Here is an 18,964-nt window from a genome sequence, read left to right on the forward strand (position 1 = left end):
GAACTGCATAGAGGCGTCAAGCACGGCGCCTCTATGGCAAATTTTTTATGGGAGTGGGCAGGAGAAGATGAATAACATTGAAACGTATTATCCCGTTACTCCTTTGCAGCAGGGTCTCATTTTCCACAGCTTGTTGGAACCAGAGTCCGGAGCCTATATCGTACAGATGGGGTTGAAGCTGCAAGGTCCCTTGAACATTCCGTTATTCGAACAGGCATGGCAATGCCTCGTAGACAGACACGCTATTTTTCGCACCAGATTTATTGGCGGGAAAGTAAAAGAATACGTCCAGGTTGTTTTGAAAGAGCTGAAGGTTTCCCTGGTGGAACATGACATTATTCATCTTTCCTCCTCCGAACAAGAAGCGTTTCTACAAACCTTTACCAAAGATGATCGCAAACGTGGTTTCAATATCGAAGAAGCGCCATTGATGAGATTAAATCTGTTCCGTTTGAGTAGTAATACCTTTCATTTTTCGTGGACATTGCACCACGTGCTGATAGACGGATGGAGTATGCCGCTAGTTTTCGGGGAAGTGTTTGCGGCGTACAACATGCTATGCAAAGGGCAGCCTGTACAACTTCCTCCGGTTAAATCTTACCGTGACTACATCGTCTGGCTGAAAAAGCAGGACTTGAAGCAAGCGGAGGCGTTTTGGCGCACGTATCTACAAGGCTTTACGGAAACCACGCCACTTTCCTTCGGTCGCGCTTACAAAAATCCGTACCTTGATCAGAAAAATTATCGGGAGCTAGATCTGACCGTTTCCGAAGCAATCTCCAAATCATTACAGACATTGGCTCGTCAACATCGCCTGACGGTCAACACGATTGTGCAAGGCGCATGGGCACTGCTGTTGAATCGCTACAGCGGACAGGACGACATTATTTTCGGCGCCACTGTATCCGGACGTCCTGCCGATTTGCCTGGAGTCGAGACGATGATTGGTCTGTTTATTAATACACTCCCTGTCCGCGTGCAGGTAAAAGGGGAGGAGAGCGTAATCAATTGGCTCAAATCTCTGCAACAACAGCAAGCCGACTTCCGCCAGTATGAATATACCCCACTCGTGGAAATCCAAGGCTGGAGCGACTTGCCGCGTGGACAATCTCTGTTTGAAAGCATTCTCGTCTTTGAAAATACTCCTGTCGGTAATGCTAGCGGCGGTAGTGGAGAGAGTGAGCTTTCGATCGTGGATGTACATTCCGAGGAGCAAACCAATTATCCATTTACGCTGGTTGCGGCGTCAGGCAAAACAATCGACATCAAAGTCAAATTTGATGAAAGTCAATTTGAGCTTCCATCAATTGAGCGAGTTCTTGATCAGCTTCATTCACTACTGATCTCTATCGCCAAAAACGCCAAGCAACGGATTGCCGACCTTTCTATGATCAGCGAAAACGAACGTGAACAGGTACTCGTTCAGTGGAACCAGACGGCGGAGGAATATCAGAGCGGCCTGTGCGTTCATCAAGCGTTTGAACAACAAGTGGAGAAATCACCAGATGCGATTGCCATTACCTATAAGAACACAGAGCTAACCTACAAGGAACTAAACGAGCGAGCAAACCAACTGGCCCATCAGCTCGTAAGTAAAGGCGTAAAACCGGATACACTCGTCGGCATATGCGTGCATCGTTCCCCTGAGATGATCATTGGTATTCTCGGCGTTTTAAAATCGGGAGCTGCCTACGTACCGATTGACCCGGCTTACCCGCAAGAACGCATCGCCTATATGATCGAGGATTCGCAAACAAATGTTTTGCTGACCCAGCAGTCTCTCATGGACAGCTTGCCAACAACACAGGCAAACGTCATTTGTTTAGACAGCAATCCTGTAACGAATGAACCTATCACCAACGTTTCTTGCAAGGTCACAGAACATAATCTTGCCTACGTAATCTATACGTCAGGTTCAACCGGACAGCCAAAAGGGGTAATGGTAGAGCACCACAGTGTGATAAACATGGCTCATGCCTTGATCCATGCTTTTGATATTCAGCCAACCAGTCGTGTTCTGCAATTTACCTCGTTTAGCTTCGACGTATCGGTGTCCGAGATTGTGATGGCCTTACTCGCTGGTGCGACGCTAGTCATCGAGGATCGAGAGTCCCTTTTGCCAGGCCCTGAGCTGATCCAAGTTTTGCAAGAACAACGCATTACCACCGTATCCATGGTTTCTTCCGTACTGGCAGCACTGCCTGAAGCTGACCTGCCTGACTTAAGCACCTTGATTGTAGGCGGAGAAGCTCCGAGCCGTGAACTTGTGGCACGCTATGCGGCGAATCGCCAGTTCTTCAACTGCTACGGTCCAACGGAAGCAACTGTCTGCTCCACTATGATGCGTTGCGAGGCTGGAATGAGCAATCCGCCTATCGGTCGGCCAATTGCCAACGCGACGATGTACGTGCTGGATGCAAATAGGCAGCCCGTACCTATCGGCGTACCAGGTGAACTGTATATCGGAGGAAAAGGCTTGGCTCGCGGCTACTGGAATCGTAAAGAACAAACAGAAGAGCGCTTTATCACTCATCCGTTCGGCAAAGAAGGAGAGCTACTCTATCGGACGGGCGACCTTGTTCGCTATCTAGAAGACGGCAACCTCGAATTCCTTGGACGTATGGATGATCAAGTCAAAATTCGCGGTTACCGCATTGAATTGGGTGAAATTGAGAATTCGCTCAGACAGCATCCTGCCGTACATGAAGCTGTGGTCATCGTCCGTGAAGAAAAAGCGGGAGGCAAACGCTTGGCCGCCTATCTGGTAGCAACGGGAGACAAGCCAACCGCCGAGGAGCTCGCTCTGTTCCTGAAAGAATCGTTGCCTGAATACATGATCCCAGCAGGCTTTGTATGGCTAGAGACTATTCCGCTCACGGTTAATGGAAAAGTAGACCGAAGAGCACTACCAGTACCAGATTGGGGACAATTTTCCACGCAGCGCAATTATGTTGCCCCCCGTACGCCTACAGAGGAGCTGGTAGCCAACATCTGGTCGCAGGTTCTCTCGGTAGAACGAGTTGGTAGCTACGACGATTTCTTTGAGCTGGGAGGCCATTCTCTTTTGGCTACGCAAACCATCTCCCGCTTAAAAGAAGCGTTTCGCGTAGATTTACCGCTCCGTGCCTTATTCGAATATTCGACAGTCAACAGACTCAGCGAACTGATTGTATCCATGAACGAGGACAAATCTGGACTCTCCAGCATTCCGCTCGTACCCGTTTCACGTGATCGACATTTACCGCTTTCCTTTGCACAACAGCGCTTATGGTTCTTTGACCGCTTGATGCCAAACAGTGCGCTCTACAACATTCCAACTGCCGTTCGGTTGCAAGGAGAGCTAAACATTGAAGCGCTGGAGCAAAGTTTGCAGATGATTATCTGCCGTCACGAGAGCTTGCGTACAACGTTCTCCGACATCAACGGGGAAGCCGTTCAGGTGATTCATCCAGAGGTTGATTGGAAACTAAGCCGAATGGATATACGAGAGCTGCCAGATGATAGACGAGACGAAGAAGGACAACGCTTGACCAAAGAACATGCGAACAAGCCATTTGACCTCGTCACAGGCCCGCTCATGCGTTCGATGATTATTCAAACAGGAGAGCAGGATTTCATCTTCCTCCTGAACGTACACCATATCATCGCCGATGGTTGGTCAGCGGGTGTTTTACTCAGTGAATTGTTTACCTGCTATCAGGCACTCAGCAAATCAGAAGTACCGCAACTTACCAACCTGCCTATCCAATACGCAGATTATGCGGCATGGCAACGCGAATGGCTTACAGGAGACGTATTGGAAAAACAACTGTCCTACTGGCGTGCAAAGCTGGGTGGAGCAGAACCGTTACTCGCCTTGCCAACAGATCGTCCCCGTCCAGCTGTTCAGTCCTATGAAGGAAACAGCATCACACTGATGTATGACAAAGAATTGATGACGAATCTGCTTTCCTTGAGCAAGCGTGAAGGTACGACATTGTTTATGACGTTGCTCGCCGCCTTCCAAGTATTTCTGTATCGATATACAGGACAAGACGACATCCTCGTTGGTACTCCTGTAGCAGGACGCAGTCACCAAGAGACAGAAGGATTAATTGGATTTTTCATCAACACATTGGCGATGCGAACAGATTTGTCAGGCGACCCTAGCTTCAGAGAGGTACTTAGCCGTGTGCGGGAAACAGCCTTGGGAGCCTATTCCCATCAAGATCTACCCTTTGAAAAGCTCGTAGACGAGCTGCAATTAGAGCGCAGTCTCAGCTACTCGCCATTGTTCCAAGTGATGTTCGCTCTGCAAAATATTCCGGTTCAGGTAGAAGCACTTGACGGGATTCGCATTTTGCCACCAAAAGGGAGTCAACAGGTAGAGACAACCAAGTTTGATCTCACCTTGACGATGGCAGAGACGGCAGACGGTCTGTCCGCTACATTCGAGTACAACACATCTCTGTTTCATCAGAACACAGTAGAACGAATGATCGAACACTTTTCCCAGCTACTCAAAGCCGTTTCTGCCAACGCCAATCAAGCCATCACCGCTCTAAAACTGATGGGAGAAACGGAGCAGCAGCAGGTCGTATCTGAATGGAACAACACCAGAATTGCCTACTCCAAGGATCATTGCGTGCATGAACTGGTGGAGCAGGTCGCTCATGAAATGCCCAACCAGCCGGCTGTTTTCACGCGTGACCAATTCATTACCTATGCGGAATTGAATGCCAAAGCGAATCAACTGGCGCATTATCTGCAAAAACAGGGAATCGGTCAGGAAAATCTCGTAGGGATCTGCGTTGAGCGCTCAATCGAGATGTTGATCGGTCAACTGGCTATCATGAAAGCTGGCGGTGCTTACGTACCAATGGACCCAGCGTATCCCAAGGATCGTCTCGCCTTCATGATGCAGGATGCAGGTATGTCGATTGTCCTTACACAAGCCAGACTCGCTGAAAAACTCCCTGCGGGTACGAGCCAATTGATTTGCCTGGACGCAGACTGGGAGTCGATCGCCCAAGAAAGTACGACAACTCCAACGAACTTGACTACGACGAACCAGCTTGCTTACGTCATCTACACATCTGGTTCGACAGGTACGCCAAAAGGGGTTGAGATCGAGCACGCCGCGCTTCTCAATCTAATTTCTTGGCATCAGCGCGTATATGATGTTACGTCCGCAGATCGAGCATCGCAGATCTCCGGGACGGCATTTGACGCATCTGTATGGGAAATTTGGCCTTATTTAACAAAAGGAGCCACACTTTATTTGCCAGAAGAGGAAATCCGTCTCGTCCCGGAAAAACTCCGTGATTGGCTCATCCATTCTGAGATCACGATCAGCTTTTTGCCGACGCCTTTAACAGAGAGCTTGCTGGCTCTGGATTGGCCGAGCCATACCAAGCTTCGTTACATGCTGACAGGAGGAGACAAGCTCCATCACTATCCTAGTGCGCATCTGCCGTTTACCCTGGTGAACCAATACGGTCCAACTGAAAACGCAGTCGTTGCAACAGCTGGTATCGTTCCGATAGGGGCAGGACAAAGCTTTGCACCATCCATTGGACGTCCTATTGACAACGTGCAAGTCTATATTCTCGACGAGCGTATGCAGCCTGTCCCCGTAGGAGTCACTGGTGAGCTATACATTGGTGGTAGTTCCTTGGCGCGCGGCTACCTGAACCGTCCCGAACTGACACAAGAGCGCTTTGTCACTCATCCTTTTAGTGAAATAGATGGAGCACGTCTCTACCGTACAGGGGACTTGGTGCGCTATCTGGCGGACAGCAACATTGAGTTCATCGGTCGTGCAGATGATCAGACGAGTATTCGCGGATTCCGCGTCGAACTGGGGGAAGTAGAAACAGCCATTCTCGCTCACCCTGCGGTAAAAGAAGCAGTGGTCACTGTCTGCACGGATCATCAAGGAACGAAGCGTCTTGCTTCCTACCTGGTTTTAGAAGAGGACACGGAGATTGCCACAAGTGACATTCGCAAAGCATTAAAGGAAATACTGCCTGATTATATGGTTCCTGCATTTTTCATCGTGTTAGATTATCTGCCGCTAACACCAAACGGAAAGGTAGATCGTAAAAATTTGCCTGCACCTGATTTCAATCGTCCTGAGTTGGAAGGAAAATTTGTCTCACCAACTACGGAGAAGGAGCAACACCTTGCCGCGATATGGAAAGAAGTTCTCGGTATTGACCAAATTGGCATACACGATAATTTCTTCGAGCTGGGCGGTGATTCGATTCTCAGTATCCAGATTGTGTCACGCGCCAATCAATCAGGTCTAAGGCTCACTCCGAAGCAATTATTCGAGTACCAAACCATCGCTGAATTAGCAGAGGTCGTAGAGGAAAAAGAAGCGATCCTTGCTGAACAAGGTCCGATTATCGGCGAATTGCCACTCTTGCCGATTCAGAAGTGGTTCTTCCAGCTTCCGCTGAAGAACAGACATCACTGGAATCAATCCGTGCTGCTCTCCATCCAGGCAGGCATTGATCAGGAAGCACTGAAACAAGCGGTAGGGCACTTACTCCTGCAGCACGATGCATTACGCATGCGCTATACACAGACAGAGCTTGGCTGGAAGCAAGAGATGGATGCGCCAAGTGATACAATTCCATTCCGGATTGAAAATCTGTCCCACCTTACGCCAGATGAACAATTCAAGGCCATCGAAAAGATTGCAGATGAGACGCAGTCAGGTCTGAATTTGTTTGAAGGGCATGTGGTTCAGTCCATTTATTTCGATCTGGGTCAAGAGCAACCCAATCGTCTGTTAATCGTAGCCCATCACTTAGTCATAGACGGGGTATCGTGGCGCATCATTCTCGAGGACTTGCAAAACGCCTACCAACAAATTGCCGCAGGGCAAGACGTGAAACTACCAGCGAAAACGACATCCTACAAAGAATGGGCGGATGAACTGGAGCGCTACGCGAATTCAGATGCTTTGGAAAACGAAAAAAGATACTGGATGACCAAATCCTCCGTCGAATCAGCACAATTGCCTGTGGACGTGACAAATGATGGGGAGAATACAGAAGCAACGACAAAGTCCGTCAGCTTTGCATTGACCAGCGAAGAAACCAAAGCATTACTGCAAAACGTACCGCAGGCATACCGCACGCAGATCAATGACGTCCTGCTAACCGCTTTGGCGAAGTCACTTACTCGGTGGACGGGTAATCGATCTGTGTTCGTAAACGTAGAAGGGCATGGCCGTGAAGAATTGTCAGAGAGAATCGATCTGTCCCGTACCATCGGCTGGTTCACCAGCATGTATCCGGTGCACCTTCAATGGGACGAAACATTCTCCGTAGGGAAAGCACTTTTGACGACCAAAGAAGAATTGCGTGCGATCCCAAACAAAGGGCTTGGTTACGGCGTTCTTCGTTACCTCCATGCGGATCAGCATATTGTCGATGAAATTTCCCGCATTCAAGCACAAGTGCTGTTCAACTACATGGGCAAAATCGATCAGATTGTCGATGGCGATTCCTTATTTGGCTGGGCACCAGAGTCCAGCGGTTCCAACCTTAGCCCGGACGCGGGGCGACACCACCTGATCGACGTAAATAGTGTCGTTGCAGGGGAACAACTGCATGTGACTTGGCGATACAGTGAGAAGATGCATCTAGAGAGCACGATTGCAGCAGTCGCGAATGACTTTATGGATGCGCTTCGTGAGATTATTGCCCATTGTGCGACAGAGGAAGCTGGCGGTTACTCACCATCCGATTTTCCTCTGGCTGTATTGGATCAGAAGAGCATCGACAAACACATCGGTTCTGACCGAAATATCGAGGATATCTATACACTTTCTCCGCTCCAACAGGGGATGCTGTTCCACTCCTTATATGCACAAGACAGCGGGGATTACGTCGTCCAATTTGCCATTCATTTCAAGAACCTGAATGTGCCGGTATTCGAGCAAGCATGGCAAAAAGTAATGGATCGCCATTCCATTCTAAGAACGTACTTCGTCTGGGAAGGTTTGGAGCAAGCACACCAAATTGTCCGCAAAGAGGTAAACGTATCTCTCCGTCAGGAAGATTGGCGGCATCTGCATTCGGATGTACAGGATGAGATGTTTACCGCTTTTCTAGAGGAAGACCGTAGACGAAGCTTCGATATTACACATGCACCTTTGTCACGATGGGTTGTCTTCCGAACAGAAGAAGAAAGCTATCGCTTCGTTTGGAGCTTCCATCACGTTTTACTTGATGGTTGGAGCGTTCCTTTGGTACTGAATGAACTGTTTGCCTATTATGCCTCGATCAGCGAAGGGCAAGAAGTTAAGCTTGGGCATCCTCAGCCGTTTTCCCAGTACATTGCTTGGTTGAAACGTCAGGATATGCAGGAAGCCAATCGATTCTGGGTAAACCAACTAAAAGGCTTCCACGAACCAACCACCTTGGGAATGAGCAAAACAGTAGTCACCGCGGGACCGAAGCAATACGAAGAGAAGAGCATCCTCCTATCAGACGAAACAAGCGAGCACTTGCAAAAATTCGTACGCGAACACCAGTTAACACTGAATACCTTGGTACAAGCGGCGTGGGGCTGGATACTGGGAAGCTACAGCGGGGAAGAGGAAGTCATTTTTGGTGCGACAGGCTCAGGTCGTCCGGCAGACCTCTCCCATGTTGAGACGATCGTAGGCTCCTTCATCAATACCTTACCTGTTCGGATATCATTACAGACGAACGCGACCGTGCTAGATTGGCTGAGAGACTTGCAGCACCGACAGTTAGAGATACGCCAATATGAATACACACCGTTGTTCGACATCCAAGGATGGAGCGAACTGCCGCGTGGATCTGCCCTGTTTGAATCAATACTCGTATTTGAGAACTATCCGGCTGTACAAGCAGCAGGGCAAGAAACAGACGAGTCCAATTCAGCCTCGTCCAGTGTTTCTTTGGAAATTCACGACGTAGCCGCTGTCGAACAAACGAATTATCCACTTACCTTGGTGGCAGCACCAGGCAAGCAAGTGGCAATCAAACTCAAGTATGAACAAAACCGTTTTGATGACGAGATGATCGACCGGGTCTTGAACCAAATTACCCAACTCATGGTCACTATGAGCAAGTCTCCGGAGATGCATATGAGTGACGTGACGTTGATAGACGATATCGAGCGCGAGCAGGTACTCATCGATTGGAATCGCACGGAGAAGGAGTATCCACGCGATCTTTGCATCCATCAGGCATTTGAACAACAAGTCGCGAAAACTCCTGAAAATATTGCACTTGAGTATAAACAACAAGCCTTGACTTATGCGGAGCTGAACCAAAGAGCCAACCAATTAGCGCATCTGCTTCTCGCTCAAGGCGTGCAGCCTGATACGACTGTTGCCATCTGCGTGGAGCGCTCCATGGAAATGATTATTGGCATTCTTGGTGTGCTAAAAGCGGGAGCAGCCTATGTACCGGTTGATCCAGCTCATCCCGAAGAAAGAATGGCTTTCATGCTGGAAGATTCACAAGCAGCTGTCGTACTGACGCAAGCGAGACTTGCAAAGCCATTCACAAAAACGAAAGCTACGGTCATCTGCCTGGATGAAGAATTGTTCTACGAGCAGATGTCCGCAGAAAACGCACAAGCCGATGTAGTATCAACCAATCTCGCCTATGTCATCTACACATCCGGTACCACTGGATTGCCGAAAGGGGTAGCTGTTGAGCATCGCAGTGTGATGAATATGGTGCAGGCTTACATGAATTACTTCGAAATAAACGAATCCAGCCGTATCCTGCAATTTACGTCATTTGGCTTCGACGTTTCCATTTCTGAGATTCTGCAGGCTCTGCTCTCTGGTGGAACGTTAGTCATCGAAGATCGTGAGTCTCTGTTACCGGGCCCAGACCTCGTTCGCACCCTTCGTGAACGTCGCATCACCAAGGTATCCATGGCATCTTCGGTACTCGCGTCATTACCTGTTGAAGAGTACCCGGATCTGGTCTGCCTTGAGGTGGGAGGAGATGCATGCAGCCGTGAACTGGTTGCCCACTATGCAAAAGGACGAAAATTTTATAACTGCTACGGACCGACGGAAGCAACAGTTGGTACGGTCATCGCACTTTTAACGGATGCTGACAATGCCCCGACTATTGGTCGTCCATTCCCGAATACCAAGCTGTACGTGTTAGATCGAAATCTTCAGCCGGTTCCTATCGGTGTTCCGGGAGAGCTGTACATTGGTGGCGAGAGTCTGTCGCGTGGTTATTGGAATCGTCCAGAGCTTACAGCAGAGCGTTTTATCTCGAATCCATTCGGTCAACCGGGAGAACGACTCTATCGAACAGGCGACCTCGTTCGTTATCTGCCAGATGGCAACGTGGACTACATCGGTCGTGTCGACGATCAGGTGAAAATCCGTGGATTCCGTATCGAGTTAGGCGAAATTGCAGAGGCATTGAGACAACATGAAGCAATCAAAGAAGCAGTCGTTATTGCGCGAGAAGCTAGACCTGGTGACAAACGATTGGTAGCGTATCTGACCAATGCGATGGAGCAGGAGACGTCTATAGACGAAATCAAGCTCTGGCTCAAAGAGAAACTTCCAGAGTACATGATCCCGTCGCATTTCATGTGGCTACCGGAAATTCGACTGACGGTTAACGGAAAAATTGACAGAAAAGCATTACCTACGCCAGATTGGGGACAGCTTTCAGCTGTATATGTCGCTCCACGTACCCCCGTGGAAGAAATGGTCGCCAACGTCTTTACCGAAATCCTCTCCACAGAGAAAGTGGGCGTACATGACAACTTTTTCGAATTAGGCGGACACTCCCTGCTCGCAACGCAGACAGTTTCTCGCCTGCGGGAAATCTTTGGGGTAGAGCTGCAAATTCGTACGTTGTTTGAATACCCAACAGTCGAAGGGCTTAGTGAACAGCTGGTTATGCTCACCAAGCAAACATCCATCAAGATGGCTCCACCGATTGTGAAAGTATCTCGCAAAGAACCGCTCCCATTGTCATTTACCCAGCAGCGTTTGTGGTTCCTGGAGCAGTTCACGCAAGGAAGCTCAGTCAACAATATTCCATCCTTCCTACGTATCCAAGGAGACCTCAACATATTCGCGTGGGAAGAAAGCTTGAAAGCCATCATACAGCGTCACGAGAGCTTGCGTACTCGCTTTGAGGTTCGTGACGGACTACCTGTTCAAGTGATTCACCCAGAGGACGATTGGGTAATGAACCAAACCGATCTGCGGGCTATGGACCCTGCTGAACGGGAAGCAGAAGTCAAACGCCTTGCCGAGCAGGCCACACTCGAGCCATTTGACCTGACCAAAGGTCCATTGCTCCGTGCAAATCTGGTTCAGCTCGACGAAAATGACTTTGTGTTCCTGTTCGTGATGCACCACATTGCTGCAGACGGTTGGTCGATGGGAATATTGATGAGCGAATTAATGACCAATTACAAAGCGTTTAGTCAAGGAGTGGCATCGCCACTTACGGAATTGCCGATCCAATATGCAGATTTTGCCGTCTGGCAGCGTGAATGGTTAAGTGGAGAGATTCTTGAGGGACAGCTCGAGTACTGGAGAGAAAAACTCAAGGGCAGCGAACCATTACTGCAACTGCCAACAGATCGACCGCGCCCACCTGTACAGACATATGAAGGAGAGAAGCTCTCCATTCAGTTTGGAGCCGACCTCTTGGAAGGATTGCGTAATCTGAGTGGAAAAGAAACGACTACACTCTTCATGACATTGATTGCGGCCTTCCAAACTCTGTTGTACCGCTATACGAATCAAGAAGATATTCTTGTCGGAACTCCGATTGCGGGACGCAATAAACAAGAGACGGAGCAGTTGATCGGTTACTTCATCAATACACTCGTTTTACGAACAGATATGTCAGGTCAACCAAGCTTCCGCGAATTGCTTGCACGCGTTCGTGAAACAGCGCTGGGAGCTTATGCACACCAAGACGTTCCGTTTGAAAAATTGTTAGATGAACTGCAGCTGGAGCGTAGCATGAGCTACTCGCCACTATTCCAGGTGATGTTTATTCTGCAAAACATCCCGATGCAGGTAGATCCTGTTGATGATATTCAGATCAGCAGCTTTGACGTCGGCGCGGAAACCGTCACCTCGAAGTTCGATTTGACGGTGACGATGTTGGAGACATCTGAAGGTCTCATGGCTACCTTGGAGTACAACAAGGCGTTGTTTGATCACAGCACGATCGTTCGAATGGTTGATCATTTCCACAAGCTTCTGGAAGAAATCATTGCCAACCCAGATCAGTCAATCACTTTGCTACCGCTCATGCGTGAGGAAGAGGAACAACGGCTCATTACCGAATGGAATCGTACTGAAGCGCCATACCCGAAAGAAAAATGCGTTTATGAAATGATTGAGGACATGGTGGCGAAAGCCCCGGATAACATCGCTCTAATTGTAGGAGAGCAAACGACTACCTACAGTGAGTTGAACAGACAAGCGAACCAGCTGGCTCATTATTTACGCAAGCAAGGAGTAGGACCCGAAGTGCTCGTCGGAGTATGCGCCCAGCGGACAACCGAGATGATGATTGGACTTTTGGCCATTATGAAAGCGGGCGGGGCCTATGTGCCAATCGACCCAAGCTATCCGGCAGACCGCATTGCCTACATCATCGAGCACTCACAGGTTCCAGTCCTATTAACGCAAGAAAATCTGCTGCCAACTCTGCCTGAGCACCACGCCAAAGTGATCTGCCTAGATCGTGATTGGGAAGCAGTTGCCGACGAAAGCGAGGAAAACCCGACCAAGCTTGGGACTTCCGACAATTTGATCTATGTCATCTACACGTCAGGTTCTACAGGCAATCCAAAAGGTGTAGCACTCGAACATCGCAGTGTCAGCTACTTCCTATCGTGGGCACACGACACATTCACACCAGAGGAGATGAGCGGAGTACTGTTCTCCACGTCAATCTGCTTTGACTTGTCTGTCTACGAAATGTTCGCAACACTGACCATGGGTGGCAAAGTGATCATGGCGGAAAATGCGCTACAATTGCCAGCCTTGCCAGCAGCCAATCAGGTGACACTGATCAATACCGTCCCGTCAGCAGCGATGGAGCTTGTGCGTATGAAAGGGATTCCAGCGTCGGTGCGCGTCATGAACCTATGCGGTGAACCACTTTCCAACAAGCTTGCGCAGGAATTGTATACCTTTGAAAACGTAGAAAAAGTCTTTAATCTCTACGGACCGACAGAGGATACCGTTTACTCGACTCACTCCATCGTGAAAAAAGGAGCCATCAGCGAACCACTGATCGGACGACCGCAGTTCAATACGCAAGTATTTGTATTAGATAGTCATCGAAAACCAGTTCCAGTAGGGGTGCCGGGAGAATTGTACCTCAGTGGATCAGGCTTAGCGCGTGGCTATCTCCACCGCCCCGATCTGACTATGGAACGCTTTGTGCAAAATCCGTTCCGTGGGCCAGGGGAGAGAATGTACCGGACTGGAGATCTCGTACGCTACTTGCCAGATGGGAATCTTCAGTTTATGGGACGTGTTGATTACCAGGTCAAAATCCGCGGCTATCGCATCGAATTGGGCGAAATCGAATCTGTCCTGAGACGCCACCCTGATGTCAAGGAAGTCGTGCTGATCGCTCGTGAAGACAGAGAAGGAGACAAACGTCTGGTAGCGTACATCGTGTTCGAAGAGAATCACGCAAGTACATCTTATGACCTGAACCACTTCCTGACTGACAAGCTTCCAGCCTATATGATCCCGCAACACTTTATGATCTTGGAGAGCTTGCCGAAGACGCCAAACGGTAAACTGGATCGCAAAGCGCTACCGAAACCGGAATACGATCGCTCGGAATCAGGCGTCGAATATCAGGCGCCGCAAACGCCAGTCGAGATCATGTTGCATACGCACTGGGCCGCCGTACTGGAAATGGACAAAATCGGAGTGCACGACAACTTCTTTGAGATTGGCGGTCACTCATTGCTCGCTACCCAGCTTATTTTCAAGATTCGCGAAGAGCTACAGCTTGAGGTACCGCTGCGAATCCTGTTCGAGACCCCGACTATTGCGGGTATGGCCAAGACCATCGAGGAAATTCTCAAACACGGTCTTTCTGCTGTTTCCCATGACATCGACGCCAAGGATCTCAAGGATGAAGTCGTACTCGATCCAGCGATTCAGCCTGAACATCCGTACGTGGGCGATCCAAGCCAGTTCCAAGCGGCATTGTTGACAGGAGCCACTGGTTTCCTTGGTGCTTTCTTGTTGCGGGACCTTCTACAGATGACAGACGCTGACATTTACTGCCTCGTTCGAGCTTCTGACGAAGAGGAAGGAATGGCACGCTTACGCAAAACATTAGAGCTGTACGAGTTATGGAATGAGGAAGAGGCGCATCGGATCATTCCTGTCATCGGTGATTTGGCACAGCCACGACTCAATCTGTCCGACGATCAGTTTTCCGAGCTGGCTGAAAAAGTGGATGTGGTCTACCACAACGGTGCTCTCGTTAACTTTGTCTATCCGTACGCAGCTCTGAAGAAAGCAAACGTAAAAGGGACTGAGGAAATCCTCCGCCTTGCTGTAGCCAAAAAGACCAAGCCAGTGCATTTCGTCTCAACGATTTTCACGTTTGCCTCCGAAGAAACGGAAGAATCCATGGCCTTCCGCGAAGAGGATATGCCAGAGAACAGTCGCGTCCTTACTTCCGGTTATACACAGAGCAAGTGGGTAGCCGAGCATCTCGTCAATCTCGCACGCGAACGCGGCATTCCAGCGGCGATATACCGTTGCGGACGGATGACTGGGGACAGCGAAACAGGAGCATGCCAGAAGGACGACCTGATGTGGAGAATTGCGGCAGGGATTATAGATCTGGGCAAAGCTCCTGACATGAGCGGCGATCTGGACATGATGCCAGTTGATTTTGCAAGTAAAGGAATCGTTCATCTCTCCATGACCGAACAGAGCTTGAGCGAAAACTTCCACTTGCTCAACCCGAACGCAACCGATTACGAAGACCTGATTTCGGCGATTGAAAACAGAGGATTTGTTTTGGATCGAGTCACCATGGATGAGTGGATTGAAGCGGTGCAAGAAGATGCGAAAGAAAAAGGCAACGAGGCCAATTCTGCCGCTCCACTCGGCAACCTATTCACAGACGGCCACACTAGCAGAGGAAGTGTCGTCTATGTAGGCAATAAAACGACTCGTTTGCTGCGCCAAAACGACATTGAATGCGCGGAAATCGACGAAGAAGTTTTTGGTAAAGTCCTTGATTACTTTATCAGAAGCGGCCAACTAAAATTACCGGAACAAGCTTTACAATAAAAAAATAAAAGCCCATCCGTCACCTCATTTCATGGCGGCGGGTGGGAAAATTATCAAAATAATGATAAACTTTAAAATAACTATAAAAATTGGAGGTTTTATCCATGCCAATCGATATTCAGCTTCTTGCACCTATCATTGCTATTCAATTGATACTAGCTGTTATTGCTTTAATTGATTTGGCTAGACGCGAAGCGTACCGAGTTGCAGGTGGAAAAAAATGGCCGTGGGCTCTCGGCATTATCTTTATAAACACCTTGGGTCCGATCGTGTATTTCTTTGTAGGCAGAAAAGACTAGCTCTAGAGAACCGAGGAAAGGGTTGACATTCTTTGCGAGTTATTGAATGTGAAGGCCTCACGAAGGAATATAAAGACCATAAAGCGTTAAAGAACGTAACCTTTTCCGTCGACGGCATCGGTTGTGTCGGTTTTCTTGGGGGGAATGGTGCCGGGAAAACGACGACGATCCGCATCCTAACCGGGTTGGCTGCACCGACCGGAGGAAAAGTGAGAGTAGTAGGCTACGACGTCGTGACCGATCGCAATAAAGTCACAAGTGAAGTAGGGTATTGCCCACAAATCCCAGCCTTTTACAACTATATGACAGCGACAGAGTGGATGCATTGGGTGGGGAGACTTTATGGATTGGACAAGCACACAATCGCACAGCGGACAGATGAACTCTTGGAGTTATGCGGAATCAATGAGGCGAGGAACCGCCCCATAAGCGGTTACAGCGGAGGGATGAAACAGCGTCTGGGGATTGCCCAGGCGCTCATCCACAACCCCAAGCTGCTCGTCTTGGACGAGCCAGTTTCCGCGCTCGACCCCATGGGCAGATATGACGTCTTATTGCTAATAGAAAAGCTGAAGCAACATATGACTGTCTTCATGTCGACCCACATTTTGGATGACATCGAAAGAATCGCCGACCATATCGTCATCATCAAGGACGGTACGGTGGTGCTGTCTTCCAGTTTGGATCAGCTGCGAGCAAACCATGTGGAGCCAATGATTGAGTTCAAGCTTGATCAACAGGACATAGATTTAACCGTTGTATTGAATGGGCTAACCTGGATCAGGGAATGGAGCCTAGACGGCGGTGTTTACAAAATTCTTACCAATGACATGGAAAAAGCCAAGGCACTCCTGCCTCACGTTCTTCTGGAATCTGGCGGGACACTGGCGTATTATCGCTTGTCCGCATCGACCCTCGAAGATATTTTCTTAAAGGTTGTGAATAACTGATGACTTCCCACCCGATGATCAGAAAAGAATTCAATGAATTGGTCAGAACCTACAAGATTCTCATTGTCCCGATTGTGTTTATTGCTTTAATGATTACACAGCCGATCACGATGAAAATGCTCCCTGATATTTTGGCCAATTCCACTGGACTGCCGGAAGGGGCAGTCATCAAAATTCCAACCCCGTCTGCTCCGGAAGTACTCTCGACGGCGATTAGCAAATTCAGCTCACTCGGCACGTTTGTGCTAATCCTTATCGTTATGGGATCCATTGCAGGAGAGAAAGCCTCTGGGGTAGCATCCATGGTATTCGTCAAGCCCATCAGTCGAGCCAAATACTATCTCGCCAAAGCCATTACCTACTACGCATTGACAATTGCAAGCATGCTGATCGGGATGGGGATAACCGCCTACTATACAGAGATCCTTTTCGGAAAACTAGATTGGACCCATGTATGGATAGGTACGTTGATGTACATACCGAATCTATTCCTTGTCGTCACAACAACACTGTGCGCCTCCAGCTTTTTTAGCAATGCTGTTGGAGCCGGTGGAGCCTCACTGGTATTCAATATCCTGATCTTCACGGTTCCACAATTTCTCGGTAAATTTTTGGATATGGTATCTCCTGGTGGATTGTCAAATGCGGCGATGATGATTATTCAAGAAAACTCAACTCTGTCGCAAGCCTTCATCACAGGTTTACCTGGCCTCGCAGGTGTCTTTACACTCAACATCGTGTTTTTCTTTATGGGCTGGTACTTTTTAGAACGATCAGAAATCTAAAATGGAGGCGTAGAAATGGAACATTTTTGGCTGATCTGGTTGGTTAGTGTACTGTGCGCTCTATGCGCTATACCGATTCAATCCAACACGATTCGCCAACAAGTACAGCTGCAAGCCGCCTTCTATCCTAATAAGAAAATCCCGCCAATTTCCGTCATGGTTGCGATTATGATCATTCAGAGTTGTGTATTTCTGGCTCTGGCAACCGCTATAGGCTTATGGCTCATACCTTCCACTGGACTTCGACTCTGGATTCTCGATCACTGGCGGTCCGGAGCGGAGCTGCCTTTTTCCATCTGGTCGTTTTGGGCCGTATCTATTGGTTCAGGTATCGCGGTAGGCCTCTTAGTAAAATGGGTGGACCGTTCTTTCTTTCAACGACACATGACCACAATAATGGGTAAAGAACCGATTTCATCACGGTTCTTCGGCTTTCTCTCGTCTTTTTACGGAGGGGTTTGCGAAGAAGTGCTCATGCGTCTAGGGGTTATGACTGTTGTCGTATTTTTGGCACAGAAGATTGGATGGATGGGAATTTCCTACTGGCTGGGCATCTGTGTCGCCGCCATTGTTTTTGCTGTATCCCATCTCCCAACCAACTACATGACGTACGGAAAAAGCAACGTGGTCACTGTATGGACGTTGTTGCTAAACGGTATCTTGGGCATCTTGTTTGGGTTCCTATATTGGCGATACGGTTTAGAAGCCGCGATCATTAGTCATTTTAGCGCTGACATCGTTCTACATGTGATCTTCAAAAATAAAACGATAGAAAGTAGGAGAAGCAAATGATCGTCGTAACAACAGAAAACATTCCAGGATATCGTGTCGTTGAAGTGAAAGGAACGACATTCGGCTTAATCGTTCGAGCACGCGGAATTGGGGGAGACATCATGGCAGGTCTCCGTTCAGTAGTTGGCGGAGAAATCAAGGAATACACAGTGCTCCTGGAGGACGCGCGCAAACAGGCGCTTGACCGCATGATTAAAAACGCAACGGCCATGGGAGCTAACGCTGTGGTCATGTGTCGTTACGACTCGGGAAATATGGGAAATATGGGTGAAGTTGTCGCATACGGTACAGCAGTGGTCGTTGAAAAGGTGTAATGAATGATTTATGTCCTTTATTACATTGTGTTTCAGATCTTGCTTTTCATCACCTTGCTAGTCATTTCTAAATTCAAGGACAAACGGCTTCACGCAGACCACGGAGAAATCGTCCCGCCCGGATTTGAGGCGACGAATGAAGTGACGATCGATCCGGTAACGCAGGAAAAGCGTCGTGTATACTTCAATCCGAAGACCGGGGATCGCTATTACAAAGTTGAAAAATAAGCGATCAGGATGACTGTCCAACTCGTAGGGCATGCCGGTACTATCATTTGGTAGAAAATTTGTAACTAGTAGATTTCTAGTAGAAACGAGCCAAATCTTGTTAGATGACAAGATTTGGCTTTTGTTGTGCACCCAGCCATGAAGTTGCATTATCCGGGCATGTTGCCTGATTAGAAAGTGGCGTCCTCTACGACCTTTGGCTATGCTGCCCATATTGTGATGACCCCAAAGTCATGATAACATTCTAAAAAATATCTTTTGGAGAGATAGAGGA

7 protein-coding genes are annotated in these 18,964 nt (G+C 48.6%); all 7 read left to right on the forward strand.

The features are described 5' to 3' along the window. Positions 1-67 precede the first annotated feature (67 nt). On the forward strand, positions 68-15,322 hold the full coding sequence (gene lgrD, locus FB479_RS24095; protein ID WP_142066968.1) for a linear gramicidin non-ribosomal peptide synthetase LgrD: 15,255 nt from the start codon (positions 68-70) through the stop codon (positions 15,320-15,322). A gap of 104 nt (positions 15,323-15,426) precedes the next feature. Then, a complete protein-coding gene (locus tag FB479_RS24100) occupies positions 15,427-15,621 on the forward strand; it encodes a PLD nuclease N-terminal domain-containing protein (protein ID WP_106655319.1) in 195 nt (64 codons plus the stop codon). A gap of 32 nt (positions 15,622-15,653) precedes the next feature. Further along, complete coding sequence (locus FB479_RS24105; protein WP_106655320.1) at positions 15,654-16,571, forward strand: ABC transporter ATP-binding protein; 918 nt, start codon at positions 15,654-15,656, stop codon at positions 16,569-16,571. After that, the gene (locus tag FB479_RS24110; protein WP_142066969.1) at positions 16,571-17,356 is read left to right on the forward strand and encodes an ABC transporter permease; all 786 of its coding nucleotides are present in this window, start codon (positions 16,571-16,573) and stop codon (positions 17,354-17,356) included. Before FB479_RS24105 ends, FB479_RS24110 begins: the two co-directional genes overlap by 1 nt. Positions 17,357-17,371: 15 nt before the next feature. Then, positions 17,372-18,148, forward strand: a complete 777-nt coding sequence (locus FB479_RS24115; protein ID WP_142066970.1) for a CPBP family glutamic-type intramembrane protease — start codon at positions 17,372-17,374, stop codon at positions 18,146-18,148. Further along, a complete protein-coding gene (locus tag FB479_RS24120; RefSeq protein ID WP_007729137.1) occupies positions 18,145-18,462 on the forward strand; it encodes a heavy metal-binding domain-containing protein in 318 nt (105 codons plus the stop codon). Before FB479_RS24115 ends, FB479_RS24120 begins: the two co-directional genes overlap by 4 nt. A gap of 3 nt (positions 18,463-18,465) precedes the next feature. Then, a complete protein-coding gene (locus FB479_RS24125) occupies positions 18,466-18,690 on the forward strand; it encodes a hypothetical protein (protein ID WP_106655323.1) in 225 nt (74 codons plus the stop codon). Positions 18,691-18,964: the final 274 nt, after the last annotated feature.

Source organism: Brevibacillus sp. AG162 (assembly GCF_006715575.1).
Lineage (GTDB): Bacteria > Bacillota > Bacilli > Brevibacillales > Brevibacillaceae > Brevibacillus > Brevibacillus brevis.